Origin of the sequence: Variovorax sp. V116, assembly GCF_041154435.1 — a bacterium.
Classification (GTDB): domain Bacteria; phylum Pseudomonadota; class Gammaproteobacteria; order Burkholderiales; family Burkholderiaceae_C; genus Variovorax; species Variovorax paradoxus.
Map to the genome: position 1 here is coordinate 1,100,204 of NZ_AP028662.1, position 13,683 is coordinate 1,113,886.

The 13,683-nt window shown below is 64.1% G+C and carries 14 protein-coding genes; 5 read left to right on the forward strand and 9 right to left on the reverse strand.

From position 1 onward, the window contains the following. Positions 1 to 4: 4 nt before the first annotated feature. Together ycaC and ACAM58_RS31230 are read right to left on the reverse strand one after the other, a co-directional pair. Positions 5 to 634 (reverse strand): isochorismate family cysteine hydrolase YcaC, encoded by a 630-nt coding sequence (gene ycaC / locus ACAM58_RS31225; RefSeq protein WP_369664665.1) that lies wholly within the window; start codon positions 632 to 634, stop codon positions 5 to 7. Positions 635 to 726: 92 nt separating this feature from the next. Then, a complete protein-coding gene (locus tag ACAM58_RS31230) occupies positions 727 to 1,593 on the reverse strand; it encodes a pirin family protein (RefSeq protein WP_307596806.1) in 867 nt (288 codons plus the stop codon). A 115-nt stretch (positions 1,594 to 1,708) separates the two neighbouring features. Here ACAM58_RS31230 and ACAM58_RS31235 point away from each other — a divergent pair, with 115 nt between their 5' ends. After that, a complete protein-coding gene (locus ACAM58_RS31235) occupies positions 1,709 to 2,614 on the forward strand; it encodes a LysR family transcriptional regulator (RefSeq protein ID WP_369664666.1) in 906 nt (301 codons plus the stop codon). A 144-nt stretch (positions 2,615 to 2,758) separates the two neighbouring features. On the opposite strand, the gene ACAM58_RS31240 is transcribed toward ACAM58_RS31235, so the two are convergent. Both ACAM58_RS31240 and ACAM58_RS31245 read right to left on the reverse strand, forming a co-directional pair. After that, positions 2,759 to 3,322 (reverse strand): thioredoxin family protein, encoded by a 564-nt coding sequence (locus tag ACAM58_RS31240; protein ID WP_369664667.1) that lies wholly within the window; start codon positions 3,320 to 3,322, stop codon positions 2,759 to 2,761. A 16-nt stretch (positions 3,323 to 3,338) separates the two neighbouring features. Next, on the reverse strand, positions 3,339 to 3,722 hold the full coding sequence (locus tag ACAM58_RS31245) for a hypothetical protein (RefSeq protein ID WP_015866194.1): 384 nt from the start codon (positions 3,720 to 3,722) through the stop codon (positions 3,339 to 3,341). A gap of 353 nt (positions 3,723 to 4,075) precedes the next feature. On the opposite strand from ACAM58_RS31245, the gene ACAM58_RS31250 reads away from it, so the two are divergent. The 4 genes from ACAM58_RS31250 to ACAM58_RS31265 are packed head-to-tail and all read left to right on the forward strand — an operon-like array spanning position 4,076 to position 7,804. Continuing rightward, complete coding sequence (locus ACAM58_RS31250) at positions 4,076 to 4,666, forward strand: hypothetical protein (protein WP_369664668.1); 591 nt, start codon at positions 4,076 to 4,078, stop codon at positions 4,664 to 4,666. Beyond that, positions 4,666 to 6,363, forward strand: coding sequence for a ThiF family adenylyltransferase (locus tag ACAM58_RS31255; RefSeq protein WP_369664669.1), 1,698 nt, complete (start codon positions 4,666 to 4,668; stop codon positions 6,361 to 6,363). Before ACAM58_RS31250 ends, ACAM58_RS31255 begins: the two co-directional genes overlap by 1 nt. After that, positions 6,360 to 6,887: a Mov34/MPN/PAD-1 family protein gene (locus ACAM58_RS31260; RefSeq protein WP_369664670.1), complete on the forward strand. Its 528-nt coding sequence runs from the start codon at positions 6,360 to 6,362 to the stop codon at positions 6,885 to 6,887. Before ACAM58_RS31255 ends, ACAM58_RS31260 begins: the two co-directional genes overlap by 4 nt. After that, complete coding sequence (locus ACAM58_RS31265) at positions 6,878 to 7,804, forward strand: TIR domain-containing protein (RefSeq protein ID WP_369664671.1); 927 nt, start codon at positions 6,878 to 6,880, stop codon at positions 7,802 to 7,804. Before ACAM58_RS31260 ends, ACAM58_RS31265 begins: the two co-directional genes overlap by 10 nt. 86 nt (positions 7,805 to 7,890) lie before the next feature. On the opposite strand, the gene ACAM58_RS31270 is transcribed toward ACAM58_RS31265, so the two are convergent. From ACAM58_RS31270 to ACAM58_RS31290, 5 genes are all read right to left on the reverse strand, one after another. After that, positions 7,891 to 9,591, reverse strand: a complete 1,701-nt coding sequence (locus ACAM58_RS31270) for a phage integrase family protein (RefSeq protein ID WP_369664672.1) — start codon at positions 9,589 to 9,591, stop codon at positions 7,891 to 7,893. Between the two features lie 192 nt (positions 9,592 to 9,783). Next, positions 9,784 to 10,617 (reverse strand): enoyl-CoA hydratase-related protein, encoded by an 834-nt coding sequence (locus ACAM58_RS31275; protein WP_307596829.1) that lies wholly within the window; start codon positions 10,615 to 10,617, stop codon positions 9,784 to 9,786. Positions 10,618 to 10,663: 46 nt separating this feature from the next. Continuing rightward, the gene (locus ACAM58_RS31280) at positions 10,664 to 11,647 is read right to left on the reverse strand and encodes a tripartite tricarboxylate transporter substrate binding protein (RefSeq protein WP_307596831.1); all 984 of its coding nucleotides are present in this window, start codon (positions 11,645 to 11,647) and stop codon (positions 10,664 to 10,666) included. A 25-nt stretch (positions 11,648 to 11,672) separates the two neighbouring features. After that, positions 11,673 to 12,401 carry an enoyl-CoA hydratase/isomerase family protein gene (locus tag ACAM58_RS31285; protein ID WP_369664673.1) on the reverse strand — a complete coding sequence of 243 codons (729 nt, stop codon included), beginning with the start codon at positions 12,399 to 12,401 and terminating at the stop codon, positions 11,673 to 11,675. Between the two features lie 146 nt (positions 12,402 to 12,547). Then, positions 12,548 to 13,681: a CaiB/BaiF CoA transferase family protein gene (locus ACAM58_RS31290; RefSeq protein WP_369664674.1), complete on the reverse strand. Its 1,134-nt coding sequence runs from the start codon at positions 13,679 to 13,681 to the stop codon at positions 12,548 to 12,550. Positions 13,682 to 13,683 lie beyond the last annotated feature (2 nt).

The following is a 13,683-nucleotide window of genomic DNA, read 5'->3' on the forward strand; positions in this document are numbered from 1 at the left end:
GTGCTCACTTTCCTTGGGCCAGCCGGGTGTAGCTGGTGATCAGGTTGCGGTAGTCGGGGATGTGGTTGGAGAACAGCGTGCCCAGGCCCTCGATGTCGTTGCGCCAGTCGCGGTGCAGCTCGCAGGCCACGCCGAACCAGGACATCAGCTGCGCCCCGGCGGCCGACATGCGGTCCCAGGCGGCCTGGCGCGTCACGTCGTTGAAGGTGCCCGAGGCGTCGGTGACAACGAAGACTTCGAAGCCCTCGGCCAGCGCCGACAGCGCAGGAAAGGCCACGCAGACTTCGGTCACCACGCCCGCGATCAGCAACTGCTTCTTGCCCGTGGCCTTCACCGCCTTGACGAAGTCCTCGTTGTCCCAGGCGTTGATCTGGCCAGGGCGCGGAATGTACGGCGCGTCGGGGAACTGGGCCTTCAGCTCGGGCACGAGCGGACCGTTGGGGCCGTTCTCGAAGCTGGTGGTCAGCACCGTCGGCAGCTTGAAGTAGCTGGCGATGTCGGCCAGGGCCAGCACGTTGTTCTTGAACTTGTCGGGATCGATGTCGCGCACCAGCGAGAGCAGGCCGGTCTGGTGGTCGACCAGCAGCACGGCGACGTCGTTCTTGTCGAGGCGGGTGTAGGGCTTGTGGGCCATGGGAAGTCTCCTTGGGGTTGCAGTGAATGCCCGCGAGGGCGTGGGTTGACCGCGCGACCGGCCTTGCCCTGGCGGGCGCGCCGGCCTCGGCGTCAGGGATGCATCTGGCCGAAACGGCCGCTGCGGAAGTCGTCGAAGGCCTGGCGGATCTCTTCTTCGCTGTTCATCACGAAGGGGCCTTGGCCCACGACGGGCTCGTCGATGGGTTCGCCGCTGAGCACCAGCACCGTGGCGTCGGTGTTGGCTTCGAGCTCGACGCTGTCGCCGTCCTGGTCGAACTGGACAAGCTGCGCCTCGCGCACCACGTCGCGGCCGTTCACCAGGACCACGCCGCGCAACACCACCAGCACGGTCGTGCGCCCTGCCGAAAGATCGAGGCGCGCGGATCCGCCCTGGTTCAGGCGGACGTCCCAGACGTCCATGGGCGTGAAGGTGCGCGCCGGTCCGGCCTGGCCGCCGTACTCGCCCGCAATGACGCGGACGCGGCCCGCCTTGCCGGGGAGCGCAACGGCGGGGATGTCGCGCTCCAGCAGGGTCTGGTAGCCCGGTTCGGCCAATTTCGCGCGCGCCGGAAGGTTGACCCAGAGCTGCACCATCTCGAGCGTGCCGCCCTGCCGGGTGAACGCTTCGGAGTGGAACTCCTCGTGCAGGATGCCGGAAGCCGCCGTCATCCACTGCACGTCGCCGGGGCCGATATGGCCTCCTGCGCCTGTCGAATCGCGGTGGTCGACCTCGCCCTGGTAGACGATGGTCACGGTCTCGAAACCGCGGTGCGGGTGGACGCCGACGCCGCGAGGTGCTTCAGCCGGGGCAAACTGCGCCGGCCCTGCGTAGTCGAGCAGCAGGAACGGGCTCAGGTGCACGCCGTGGCTCTGGTACGAGAACATCGAGCGGACGGGAAATCCATCGCCCACCCAGTGCGGCCGGGGGGCGCTGTAGACGCCGCGGACTTTCTTCATGCTCATCTTGTTTCTCCAAGGGGCGATGGCCCCAATGCATGAGCAGAAGCGTAAAACTCGCACCAAAGATCCGGTAGTCGGCTAAATTTCGCCGGAGCGTTCTATTTGATGAACGATGCGCGATCTCAACGACCTTTACTACTTCACCCAGGTGGTGGACCACGGTGGTTTTGCGCCGGCGGGCCGCGCGCTGGGCATGCCCAAGTCCAAGCTGAGCCGCCGCATCGCGCTGCTGGAGGAGCGCCTGGGCACGCGCCTGGTGCTTCGTTCCACGCGCCGCTTTTCCGTGACCGAGCTGGGCCAGACCTACTACGCGCATTGCCGTGCGATGCTGGTCGAGGCGGACGCGGCCGACGAAGCCATTGCCCTCACCCACTCGGAACCTCGCGGCATCGTTCGCATGACCTGCCCCGTGGCCTTGCTGGATGCACGCATCGGCGACATGCTCGCAGCGTTCATGCTGAAGTACCCGCGCGTCGAAGTGCACCTGGAGGAAACCAACAGGCGCGTCGACGTGGTCGCGGAGGGCATCGATATTGCGATCCGCGTACGCCCGCCGCCGCTGCAGGACAGCGACCTGGTGCTGCGCGTGCTGGCTGATCGAGGCCAGTGCCTGGTGGCCAACCCCAGGCTGCTGGAAAGCATCGCGACGCCGCAGGTGCCGGCGGACCTTGCGCTGCTGCCCAGCCTCGGCCTGGGCGTGCCGCAGGGGGAGCATGTCTGGAACCTGTTCGGTCCCGATGGCAGCCAGGTGGCGATTCACCATCAGCCCCGCCTGATCACTCGCGGCATGCTGGCCCTCCGCGCGGCGGCCACGGCGGGGCTGGGTGTCGTGCAGCTACCGACGATGATGGTGCGCGAACAGTTCGCCCGCGGCGAGCTCGTCCAGGTGCTGGCGGGTTGGGCACCGCGTCGCGAGATCATTCATGCGGTGTTCTCTTCGCGCCGCGGCCAGCTGCCATCCGTGAGGGCGCTGATCGATTTCCTGGTCGCGCGCTTTGCGGAACTCGACGAGGATTGAATTGCAGGGCCGATTCACGCGCGATCGCGTTTTCGGGCACCCGCGAATTCGCGGGCGGTGATGCATTGGCAGCTCACCGGATTGCGCACTTCAAGCGCAAAGCCGCCCGCAAGGAAAAGCAGCGCGAACCAGAGCTTCCTCATCTCAGCTTCCCGCCGCGGGCGCCGGTTCGGCCAGCAGCGACTGGATCTTTTTCTCGGTGGTGGCGTAGCTGCCTTCGCCAAAGTGCGAGTAGACGATCTTTCCCTGCTTGTCGATCAGGTAGACCGCCGGCCAGTACTGATTGTTGAAGGCCTTCCAGGTGGCGTAGTGGTTGTCTTGCGCAACGGCGTGCTTGATCTGCAGCCGGCTGATCGCGTCCTGCACGTTCCGGGTGGACTTCTCGTACGCGAACTCCGGCGTGTGCACGCCCACGACGACGAGGCCCTTGTCCTTGTACTTCTCGTTCCACGCCTGGACGTAGGGCAAGTGGTTGAGGCAGTTGATGCAGGTGTAGGTCCAGAAGTCGACGAGCACGACCTTGCCGCGCAGGTCCTGCAGCTTCAGCGGCGGGGAGTTGAGCCACTGGTCGATGTTCTGGAACTCGGGCGCGGTCTGCGCGGCGCTGGCGGGTATGTCGCCTCCGGACGGCGCTGCCGCCGCGGTGAATATGCCGACCGAGGCTGCAACGGCCGCGATGCCGATCAGCACGTTGGATCTCGTGGTCATGCTGGGGCTCCGGCGTTCAGCGCAAGGTCACGCCATCGGCGATGCCCGCCTGGCGCGTCGGGAGTACCCCGTGGATGCCGTATTGGGCAGGCACCCGGCTGTTGACGAAGGCCTCGACATAGAGGTTCTGGGCCGGCGCGTGAGCGAGGGCGCGGGCTTCGGCCTGCACTGCGGAACGGTCGAGCGTGGAGGGCAGCGCCGCAACCACACCCGAAGAGGCGCCATCGGCATAGGGATCTGCGGCGTGCGCAGCCGCGACAGCCTGGGCGCGAACGTCGCTGCGGGCGAGCGTCGAGTGCGTCTGCAACACGCCTTGATATTCCTCGGCATGGGCCTGCACTCCAACGAGAGCGGCAAGGATGGAGAACGAGGCAGCACTGGCGATTCGAGAGAGCTTCATGGTGATTTCCTTGGTAGTGAAGTGAGCTTGGGTAGAGAGAGCGAATGAATTGTTTGTCGCGCCCTCCCCTTCCGGCACAGATCGCGTATGCCTATGTGTCAGCGCTGGAATTGCACACACTACGTTTCCAAGTCGTCGGCCTTGCGGCGCGACGTGAAGCACCCTGAAGGCCAGGCCTAACAACGCCTAACACACGCCAACGCTCCCGACTGCCTCCACGCGGGCATTTGCGCTCCAATAGATACGCAGCGAAAGGACACCCGTCTCAAGACCATGCCGAGCAGCAGCGGACCGGGGCGTCCGGATCGCACAGAGGCATGTCCAGAACCGAACCTCCTTCGGAAGCTACCCCCATGCGACAAGAAGAACTCAGCGAGCGCCGCCAGGCAGAGATCCCGGACAGCACCCTTTACGTCGATCGCGCGGAAACCGAGCCCGCACACGGCCGTCTGCATATTTTTGCTGCGGTACAGGAGACCGTCGAACAGCAGTTCTCCAGTGCAGGCCTGCTTTCGCGGGATTTTTACGACCTGGGCACAGGCACGCCGCGCCTGGAACGCGCCAGCGCCGCCGGCTGCGCATCCTGGCTTGTTGCAGGGCGCGGCCAGGTCGCCCCGGCCACACTGGCCACGCTCCAGCGCGAGTATGCGTTCCGCAGCGCCTTGCACGAGAACTGGGCCGCGGTGCCGATGGCGCTGGTGCCGCACGGCGAAGGGGCGCTGCTGGTTCTCAAAGACCCGGGCGGCGAACTGCTGCGCCGGACCGCCCGGCCGGTCCGCAGCATGGAAGCATTCATTGCGCTGGCACTCCAGCTCACCGCCGCCGATAAGAGAGGTGCGGCGCAGAGCCCTGGGCTGCTGAAGCCGGCGACAGCGGCAGCGGCCGGGTTTGCTTTTGGCAAGACCGCCGCGCAACCCTCGCGAACACTGGCCGGCTTCTCCTGATGTACTGGTACGAGCGGCGGCCCCGCCGCATGGCCCACGAGCGTGAGGTTCTCGAATCTCTGCGACGGGAGGGATGGGTCAAGTCCATCGAGTGGGACATCGCGGCGAAGACCGGCACCGTGCACGCCGACATCGACTTCGAAGCCGGAGGGGAGCTGCGGCAGGCGCGCCTGGAATACCCGTTCATCTACCCTTCTGCACCGCCGCGGCTGCTGCCCAGAATCGGCGAACAGCGTTGGTCAAGGCATCAGTGGGGCACTGGCGAGCTCTGCTTGCAGATCCGCGCGGATACTTGGTTGAAGTCGTTTGACGGCGCCGGCGTACTCCGGAGCGCCCGACACCTGCTTGACACCGAAGCCACAATCGATGAGGTCGGGCGCCGTGGAGAGGTCCCGTCCGAGCACCGCTTCACCGAAGGCCAGTTGCTGCGCTGGGAGTACGCGCGGCTGGTCTTGACCGATGAACTGTTGGCCGAACTGCAGCGACGGGGGCCGGGTGTCTGGGTGCTGGATCTCCGGACAAGCTCTTTTGACCAGTCGTGCGTCAGCCTAGGGGTTGGTATTTCCGGATCGCCTGAGCATGCCCGATGGACGGATCCGGCCATTCCAAGCTCAGTGGGGATTCAGAAAGATGGGGTCGGCCGCATTGCAATGGTCGAGACTGGCGACCCGCGCTTTCGGGCGTTGACCTCGCGGGACATGCCGTGTGACGAACGGTGGGCGGCCTTTTCCTCGATCCCATTCAACGGCTACGGCGTCGTGGTCGGCGTTCTCGATGGAAGCGTCCTTGCCAAGTTCCTTGGCAAGGACAACCATACCCACAACATCATCAAGGTACTCATGGACAAGCAGCAGCGATCGCCGGCACGCAATGCAGTCTTGGCAGGAAAGCGATGTGCAATCCTGGGTTGTGGGTCGATGGGCAGCAAGGTTGCGACGTCCCTCGCTCGCATGGGTATCGCAGATTTTTTCCTCGTCGATTCTGATGTCCTGAAGCCTGGCAATCTGGTCCGAAACGAGTTGGACTGGGCGGAGGTCGGCGCTCACAAGGCGGAGGGGCTCGCAGAGCGGCTGAAGCGTATCAATGCACAGGTCAAGGTCGACGGTTGGGTCAATCATTTGGGAGGGCAGACCTCCGTCGAAACTTTGATGGCGTGCCTGACCGCCCTGAAAGAATGTGACCTGATCATCGAGACGACCGGCAGCGGGCAGGGTTTTGTCTACGCGAGCTCGGTATCAGAAGACAAAGGCATTCCCATGGTCTGGGGAAGAGTCTTCGGAGGCGGCTTTGGCGGGTATATCGCCCGGAGCCGTCCCGGCATCGAGGCCTCGGCCCTGGATGTGCGCGAGAACATACACCAATGGTTCCATACCCCCGGGTTCCCCGATCCGCCTCCTGACGCAGGCATCGACTATGCGGCCGGCCCGGATGACCAACCTCCCATGATCGCGGACGACGCGGATGTCTCCGTCATCTCGGCACACCTCACCCAATTCGCCGCCGATGCTTTGCGTGGAGCAACCGGCTCGGAGTACCCGGATTCCGTGTACGTCATCGGTTTGCGGAAGGAATGGTTGTTCGAGCAGCCTTTCGATGTGCGTCCGATCGATGTGTCTGGCATCCGGACCTCCAGCATCGCTGAGGAAGACGAGGAAGCGACGGCGGACATGCGGCATGCGGGCGAGTCCGGCGCGTGATTGATGTTCTCCTCCATCCTCGGTGCGTTCGCAAACTGAAACGTTCGCTCCTCGCCGCGGGCTTGAACGAAATTGGTGGCGTCTTGGCGGCCGAGCAGATCGGGGACGGACGCTTCCTGGTGATCGACTTGTCCGTGCAAAGCAACGGCACGAATTCGAACTTCGAGCGCGATCCGACTCAGCACAGGGAATTCATTCGACGTTTCCATGACCGGGTAGGACATAAGCCAGAGCGATACAACTATCTGGGCGAGTGGCACTCGCATCCGAGTTATCCGGCAACGCCGAGCGACGCAGACGTCCACCAGATGCAGCAGTTGGTAGAGGACGACGAGCAACAGTCGACGTTCCTGGTGCTGATGATCGTCAAGCTGGACTCGGACGGCGAGCTTCGAGGATCGGCACACGGGTTTCGGCGAAACGTCGCGCCTGTGCGAGGACGGCTGCACGGCTCCGAGGAAGAGGCTATCCACGAAGAGTGGAGGTCCATGATCATGATTTTAGGAGAGAGAACATGGCTCTGATTGAGCGTTTTCAGAACAACGCCGTCCTCATCGAGGCCTTGCTGGCACAAGCCGTTATCCAAGGCGACAGAGAGGTGGCAACCGCCCTCGCGGAGTCGGGCGAGGTGATCGAATTCGCGGCCGGACAAGTACTCATCGAAGAGAACGGTATCGATCGCGACATGTACTTCTTGCTCTTTGGAAAGGTAGGTCTGTCGGTCAAAGGCAAGTACCTCTACCCAAGGGAGAAAAATGTGACTGTGGGCGAAGCGTCCGCAGTGAATCCGCTCATCACTCGCTCCGCAACCGTTACCGCGATGGAGCCGACTGTCGCGCTGAAGGTCTCGCCGGAGACCTTGGACAAGGTCGCGATGGTGCAACCTCGCGTTTACCGTCTGATTGCAGCGGAGCTTGCCTCACGGCTGCAGCAGCGGAACACGTTCATCCGATCGCCTAATGCGCGACCGCGCGTTTTTTTCATCAGCTCAAAGGAAAGTCTTGCTGTAGCGAAAGCGATCCGACACGGCCTTAAGTACACGGAAGCGGATTCACTCATCTGGTCGGATGAGGACATGTTTCCGCCAGGCTCGTATCCGCTGGAAGTGTTGGAACGCGAGGTGGATCAAGCTGACTTCGGGGTGGCTATTGCACACCCCGATGACATTGTTCGGTCAAGGCGAACCCAATCAGCCGCCCCTCGCGACAACGTCATCTTCGAACTGGGCTTTTTCATGTCAAGGCTTGGCCGCAAGCGCACGTTCTTGTTGATCCCCCAGATGGAAGAAGACCTGAAGCTCCCGTCGGACTTTAAAGGACTTGCCCCCATCACGTACACCTCGCTTACCGGAAAGGCCGGCGAGATTCCCGGTCGAGTATTGGCAGATCCGATCTACGAGCTTGAGCAAAAGATCCTGCAGTTGGGCTGCCGAGAGCTGTAACTCGTTCATTTCAACGCCGTAGTTCATTCCCTTCATCGGGACAACGCGCCTCGAAATTCGCCTCCTCGAACCGCGGGCACCAGTGACTACATTACTCTCGTGGAAGCCGGAAATGCCTCCCCGATCTGCCGTGCCCGCTTGACCTCGTCGGTATGGAGATAGACCGAGGTGGTCGCCACGGAGGCATGCCGCAGATTGTCCCGCACGGTCGTCAGCTCGACGCCGCGCGCGAGCGCATGAGTCGCATGGGTGTGCCGCATCCAGTGCGGCGTGGCACGCTGGAGCTTATCCGCCGTGGACGGGCTCACACCCTCCAAGGCCTGCGCGGCGTGGAGGAAGAAGCGGCGCATGACCGACCACAAGCGTGACGCGCTGATCCCGGTCCCGTCTTCTGCCAGGCCGGGCACCAGCGCGGTCTTGGGATTCCAGCGCGACCGGGTTACAGGGAGGCCTCGTTGCGCCAAATACTGATCGAGCGCACCTCGTGCCAGCAGCGGTAAGGCCACCTTGCCGTGCTTGCTGCCCTTGCCGACCACATGCAGCCAGTCGTCGCCTTGCGCATCGTGCTCGATGCTGCCCAGTCGGGCATCGACCATCTCGCTGGGCCGCAGGCCCGTCGCGTACCAGAAATCCAGCACGAAGCGCAGGCGCTGGGCGCCCTCCTCGCTCCATCCGCCGATCCACTCGATGCCGTCGGCGGTGGAGCGAATCAGTGTCCATTCGTGCTCTGTGAACACCCGGGACGCATCAAGGGCGCCGCCACGGTTTGCTCCCTTGACCTTCACGCCGGCAAACGGATTGGCCAGCACATAGCGCTGCTCGATCAACCAGCGATACAGCGCGCCGATCACGGACAATGCATAGGCGACGGAGCGCGGCGCCAGCGGTCCCTGGAAGGGGCGCCATTCTGGTGATGCGCGCGGCCGCGCGGGTCCGACCCAGCGCTCCCTCGGCGCTGGGCGCCGCAGGAAGGCGCGGTACGCCACGGCATCCTCGGTCGTCAGCGACGACAGCGCCTTGCCGCGCTCGAGGATCGCCCACAGCATGAGCCGCTCGGCTTCCTTGCGGTAGGCGCGCTGGGTCGCCGCGGCGTCCTGCAGACCCAGCCAGGCCTGGACGGCCTCGTAGTCATTGCTCGCCGACAGGGTGCAGGTGGCCTGCGGCGCCCGGAAGGTGCCCCGTGAGCCATCGACCTCCTGCGGCACAACCAGATGCTCCCACGGCGCGGTCTCGGTCCTCGGCACGATCACCAGCGCCCTCGCCCGCTCGGTCAACGCCGGATGGGCGGCGAAGAATTCCTCGATCTGGCGCGCGCTGCGTGCCCCCAGGCCGGGCACGGCGGCCCACCATCGGCGTCGGCGCGGCACCCGCACCGTCAGATCGGCCAGCGTCCGGATGCCGGCGTTTTGCAGGGCCCGCGCGGCGCGCGTCGGCAGCCACCGATCGACGGTGTCCGTCACCATCGGCACAGGCAGGGGCAAGCCCAGCAGCTTCTCGATGGCATCCCTGACCGCTCGGGCGCGTTGCTGGCGCTCGGCTACCGGGTGCGCGATCAGCGAGGCCAGGTCGTCGCGGTGCCGCAGCCGCGCGTAGCTCGCCAACTGGCGCCGGATATCGCCCAGCATGGCGCGGGAGGACTGTCCCGTGGCCCTGCTCTCGCCGAGATACTGCACCACCGCGGCGCGCGCCGGCAGGCCCGCGTACCAGGCGCGCAACGCGGCCAGCTGCGAAGCGCTGGGGAAATCGCCATCTCCGGCCCCTGCCCCACCGACGGTGCGTACTTTCATGCCCGCCAGTTTAGCCGGATGAACTTGCTATTGTGATAAGAAGACTTATCGCGACTGACGGATGATATGGATGCCTTACTTCGTCACTTCTTTACAGCAACGCCTTCCGGTCATCCCTGGGGGCGAGAGATTTCCCCACCCATCAATGCAAAGCGGCCCGAGCACCACTTGCACTTCGAACGACCACTTCAGTCAGCACTCTTTTCCACTTTCGCGATAGTCCCCGAACTTTCCGTCGCGAATGGAGAGCGCGTGACGCACGCCCTTGGCGAACTCCTCGCGATATGCGATGCTGGAAGGCGTGAAGAAGGCCAGTGCCTGCATTTCGGTCCCCGCACGGATGGCCGCACGCACACCCATGATCTCCATGGCCCTGTGGGTCGCTCGCTTGTTGAATTGCTGAATATCCGAGGGCACCTTTGCGACTCGTTCTGCCATCTCGAGCACGCGCTTCCCGAGCTCTTCCGCCGGAAAGGCTCGGTTCGCGAATCCTTTCTCGACGGCTTCCGTTCCGCTGATCGAATCTCCCGTAAGCATCATCTCCATCGCATTGCGCAAACCCATCAGCCAAGGGTGAAATTGCATGTCGGGTGGGCTCATGCTGCGTACTGGCGGATAACCGATCTGCGCGTCCTCTGCAACATAGACCAGGTCGCAGGCCGTCGCGAGCTCGCTGCCGCCAGCAAGGCAGTAGCCATGAACCTGAGCAATCACCGGCTTCGCGAGATCCCAGATCCGAAAGGACCCCTCGACCACGTGCCGCGGCCATTGGCCGATGCCGTCCGGTGTGTAGTACGGTTGATCCGCATCGTTTCCACCGCCGAGTTGGTAGCCTGAGGAGAAGCACGTCCCCGCACCGCGGATGATGCTCACGCGGACTGACTCGTCCCTGTCGGCAGCCTCGAGCGCCGAAAACAGCTCGGTGCGAAGGGAGTTGGAAAGCGCGTTCCGCTTTTCGGGCCGGTTGAGGGTGAACCTTCGGACCTGGGGACGGGGATTGTCAATGAGTAGAAGAGCTTCGGACATAGGGATCAGGGAAGGAGTCGGAAGTTCGGAACCACTTGCGTCCAGCTCAGCCTTCAAGCTTGACGCCGCTGCGTCTCACGACTTCGCCCCATTTTGCGTACTCCGCGCGCAGGTAGCTGTCCGCGGTGCCGGGGTCGACGCTGTACCGCGGCAGGCAGTTCGACGCGATCAATCTCAGTTCCACGCTCGGTGTTCGCAACGATGTCCGCATCGCTTCAAAAGTGCCATGGACGAGTTCCTTCCGCACGCCTCGCGGATACAGCACCATGAGCCAGGTGGCGGCATCGAAATCACCCAGGCCCTGTTCCTGCATCGTGGGAACATTCGGCATCCCTTCGAGGCGCCGGCTTGTTCCGACGGCCAGGGGCCGCAACTTGCCGCTCTGGATGAGAGGCGCCACGCCGGCCGCCGTCTCAAGCGCAATAGACACGTTGCCAGCCGCTACGTCCGTCAGTCCAGGCACGCTACCTTTGTACGGCACATGAACGATCGAGATTCCGGCTCGACGCTTGAATTCCTCCATCGCCAGATGCGAGACGGTTCCGTTCCCGGAGGAGGCATTGGACAATTTGTCGGGATTCGCCTTTGCGTAGGCGATCAGATCCTGAACGTTCTGGATTGGAAGGGCCGCGTGGCAAACCAGCACGAAGGGAAGGTCGCCCACCAGGCCGACCGCTTCGAAGTCCTTCAGGGAATCGTAGCTGACACGCTTGTAGAGATGCGGATTGGTGCAAACCGCCGACATGTGCGCCAGCATCATGACACTGCCGTCCGCCGGCGCACGCGCCAACTCCGACAAGGCGATACTGCCGCCCTGCCCCGGCCGGTTCTCCACGATGTAGCTTTGGGCCGTCGTGCCTCGAAGACTCTCCGCCATCAAACGGGCTACAGCGTCCGTCGCCTGCCCCGCCGGGAATCCAACCAGAATCTTGACCGTCTTCGCGGTGGCCTGGCCCAGCGCCCACGGACTTGCCGTGAGGGCCGCACCTGCCAACAGGAACTGGCGGCGTCGGACTTGCGTACGGGCCATGTTTTGTCTCCTCCTCGCCGTACGCTCAGTGCGCCGTTTTCATCGCTGCCGAGGTGTTCACCATCGAGTGCAGTGCACGTGCGTAGTCGATCGCCGCTTGTTCATCCATGCGCGGGGCGACTCGCAGGTACTCCTTGAGTCCCAGGATCGCCGGGCGCGGGCGGGAAAGGAGAACGTCCAGGAAGCCGGCGGCGGTCGCGTCGAGCTTGTCTTGTGCCACCACTTGGCTCACGATGCCCCAGTCCTTGGCCTGCTTTGCGTCGATGAACTCAGCCGAATACGCCATCCACAGAATGGCATTGCGATTCGCGCGGTCATACAGCGCCGACATCACCATGGTCGGCATCACATTGTGGGTGATCTCGGGAATATTGAAAGTCGCCGTATCGGCTGCGAAGCTGACATCGCAGAGTGCCGCCAGCGCAGTGCCGTAGCCCATTACACGGCCCCGCAAGATCCCCACCACGGGCACCTGGGCGGAGCGCACCGACTTGTAGCTATTGAAGATGGCGTCGTACTCCGGTCGACGGGCATAGGCCTCTGCCGCAGGCGGCCCGCCCGCATCGCGGATACGGCCGGTACAGAAGTCGGGTCCAACGCTGCTCACTACCACCACGTCCGAGGTTTCGTGGGCCGTGGCCAGCGCGGCAGACAGCGCGGCGGCCATGCTGTCCGACACGCCGTTGTCCTCGGGCCGGTTGAAGGTGACGCGCAGCACGCGGCCGTCTTGTTCGATGCGGATCTGTTCGCTCATGACTATCTCCGGTAAAGAAGGCAGTTTGTCTGCGGACAAGGCCGCGCGGCAAACGAGGATTTCTCACGAAGCGCGAGCCTGGCTCACGGGTCGATCGATCGCGTTTCGCATCAGCGTTGCATGACGGAACTTCCGAGTGCTTCGCCTCAGCAGACTCCCTCGGCCTGGAGCCTTTCGATCTCCATGTCGCTGAGCCCGAGGTCGGAAAGAATGGCCCGTGTGTCCTCACCTGGCGCGGCGATGCGTCCAGCCTTCCCGGGTGTCATGCTCATCCTCGGTGCTGGAGCCGGCTGCGTGACACCGTCAATCTCCACGAAGGTGCCCCGTGCCACGTTGTGCGCGAACGCCGGTGCCTCGTGCATGTCCAGCACCGGTGCCACGCAGGCATCGACGCCAACCAGCAGCTCGCACCAATCGTCCCGCGCCCGCGTGAGAAAGGTCTCTTCGAAGAGCCGCCGGGTCTGCGGCCAACTCGGTTCATCCCATTGACTGTCAAGCAGAGCTTCGGGGAGGCCGCAGCGGCGCAACAGCTCGCGATAGAAGTTCGCCTCGACCGCGCCGACCGCCAGCCACTTGCCGTCGGCGCACAGATAGCAGCGATAGAACGGCGAGCTGCCGTCGAGGAAGTTCGCACCGCGCTCCGCTTTCCAGCGCCCCATGGCCAGGTATCCGTACAGCATGCTCATGAGCAGTGCCGACCCGTCGCTCATCGCCGCATCCACGACCTGCCCGCGGCCGCTGCGCTGAGCTTCGATCAGCGCGCACGCCATGCCAAAGGCGAGGAGCATGCCGCCGCCACCGAAGTCTCCTACTAGGTTCAACGGTGGCATCGGCGGCCGATCTGCATCCCCCATGCCATACAGCGCACCGGAAATGGCCATGAAATCGATGTCGTGACCGGCGCGTTGAGCCAACGGCCCTTGCTGGCCCCAGCCCGTCACTCTCCCGTAGACGAGCGCAGGATTTCGCGCCAGGCAAGTGTCCGGCCCCAAGCCAAGGCGCTCCATCACGCCGGGCCGGAAGCCCTCGATCACCATGTGGGACTGCTCAACAAGTTTGAGAACCACCGAGGCGGCGCCCGGCTGCTTCAGGTCAAGCGCGATCGACCTGCGACCCCGTTGCAGGACATCCGCCGTTCCGGATCCTGCACGCGGCCGCTCGCCCTTGCGCTCGATGCGGATCACGTCCGCGCCCATGTCGGCCAGCAGCATCGCGCTGAAAGGCGCCGGCCCGATGGCGGCAATCTCGACAACGCGGGTGCCTTTGAGCGGACCTTGCATGG

Excerpts from the sequence above, each read along its gene's own strand:
- ycaC (WP_369664665.1), bottom strand. The coding sequence starts at position 634 with ATGGCCCACAAGCCCTACACCCGCCTCGACAAGAACGACGTCGCCGTG.
- ACAM58_RS31230 (WP_307596806.1), bottom strand. The coding sequence starts at position 1,593 with ATGAAGAAAGTCCGCGGCGTCTACAGCGCCCCCCGGCCGCACTGGGTG.
- ACAM58_RS31235 (WP_369664666.1), top strand. The coding sequence starts at position 1,709 with ATGCGCGATCTCAACGACCTTTACTACTTCACCCAGGTGGTGGACCAC.
- ACAM58_RS31240 (WP_369664667.1), bottom strand. The coding sequence starts at position 3,322 with ATGACCACGAGATCCAACGTGCTGATCGGCATCGCGGCCGTTGCAGCC.
- ACAM58_RS31245 (WP_015866194.1), bottom strand. The coding sequence starts at position 3,722 with ATGAAGCTCTCTCGAATCGCCAGTGCTGCCTCGTTCTCCATCCTTGCC.
- ACAM58_RS31250 (WP_369664668.1), top strand. The coding sequence starts at position 4,076 with ATGCGACAAGAAGAACTCAGCGAGCGCCGCCAGGCAGAGATCCCGGAC.
- ACAM58_RS31255 (WP_369664669.1), top strand. The coding sequence starts at position 4,666 with ATGTACTGGTACGAGCGGCGGCCCCGCCGCATGGCCCACGAGCGTGAG.
- ACAM58_RS31265 (WP_369664671.1), top strand. The coding sequence starts at position 6,878 with ATGGCTCTGATTGAGCGTTTTCAGAACAACGCCGTCCTCATCGAGGCC.
- ACAM58_RS31270 (WP_369664672.1), bottom strand. The coding sequence starts at position 9,591 with ATGAAAGTACGCACCGTCGGTGGGGCAGGGGCCGGAGATGGCGATTTC.
- ACAM58_RS31275 (WP_307596829.1), bottom strand. The coding sequence starts at position 10,617 with ATGTCCGAAGCTCTTCTACTCATTGACAATCCCCGTCCCCAGGTCCGA.
- ACAM58_RS31280 (WP_307596831.1), bottom strand. The coding sequence starts at position 11,647 with ATGGCCCGTACGCAAGTCCGACGCCGCCAGTTCCTGTTGGCAGGTGCG.
- ACAM58_RS31285 (WP_369664673.1), bottom strand. The coding sequence starts at position 12,401 with ATGAGCGAACAGATCCGCATCGAACAAGACGGCCGCGTGCTGCGCGTC.
- ACAM58_RS31290 (WP_369664674.1), bottom strand. The coding sequence starts at position 13,681 with ATGCAAGGTCCGCTCAAAGGCACCCGCGTTGTCGAGATTGCCGCCATC.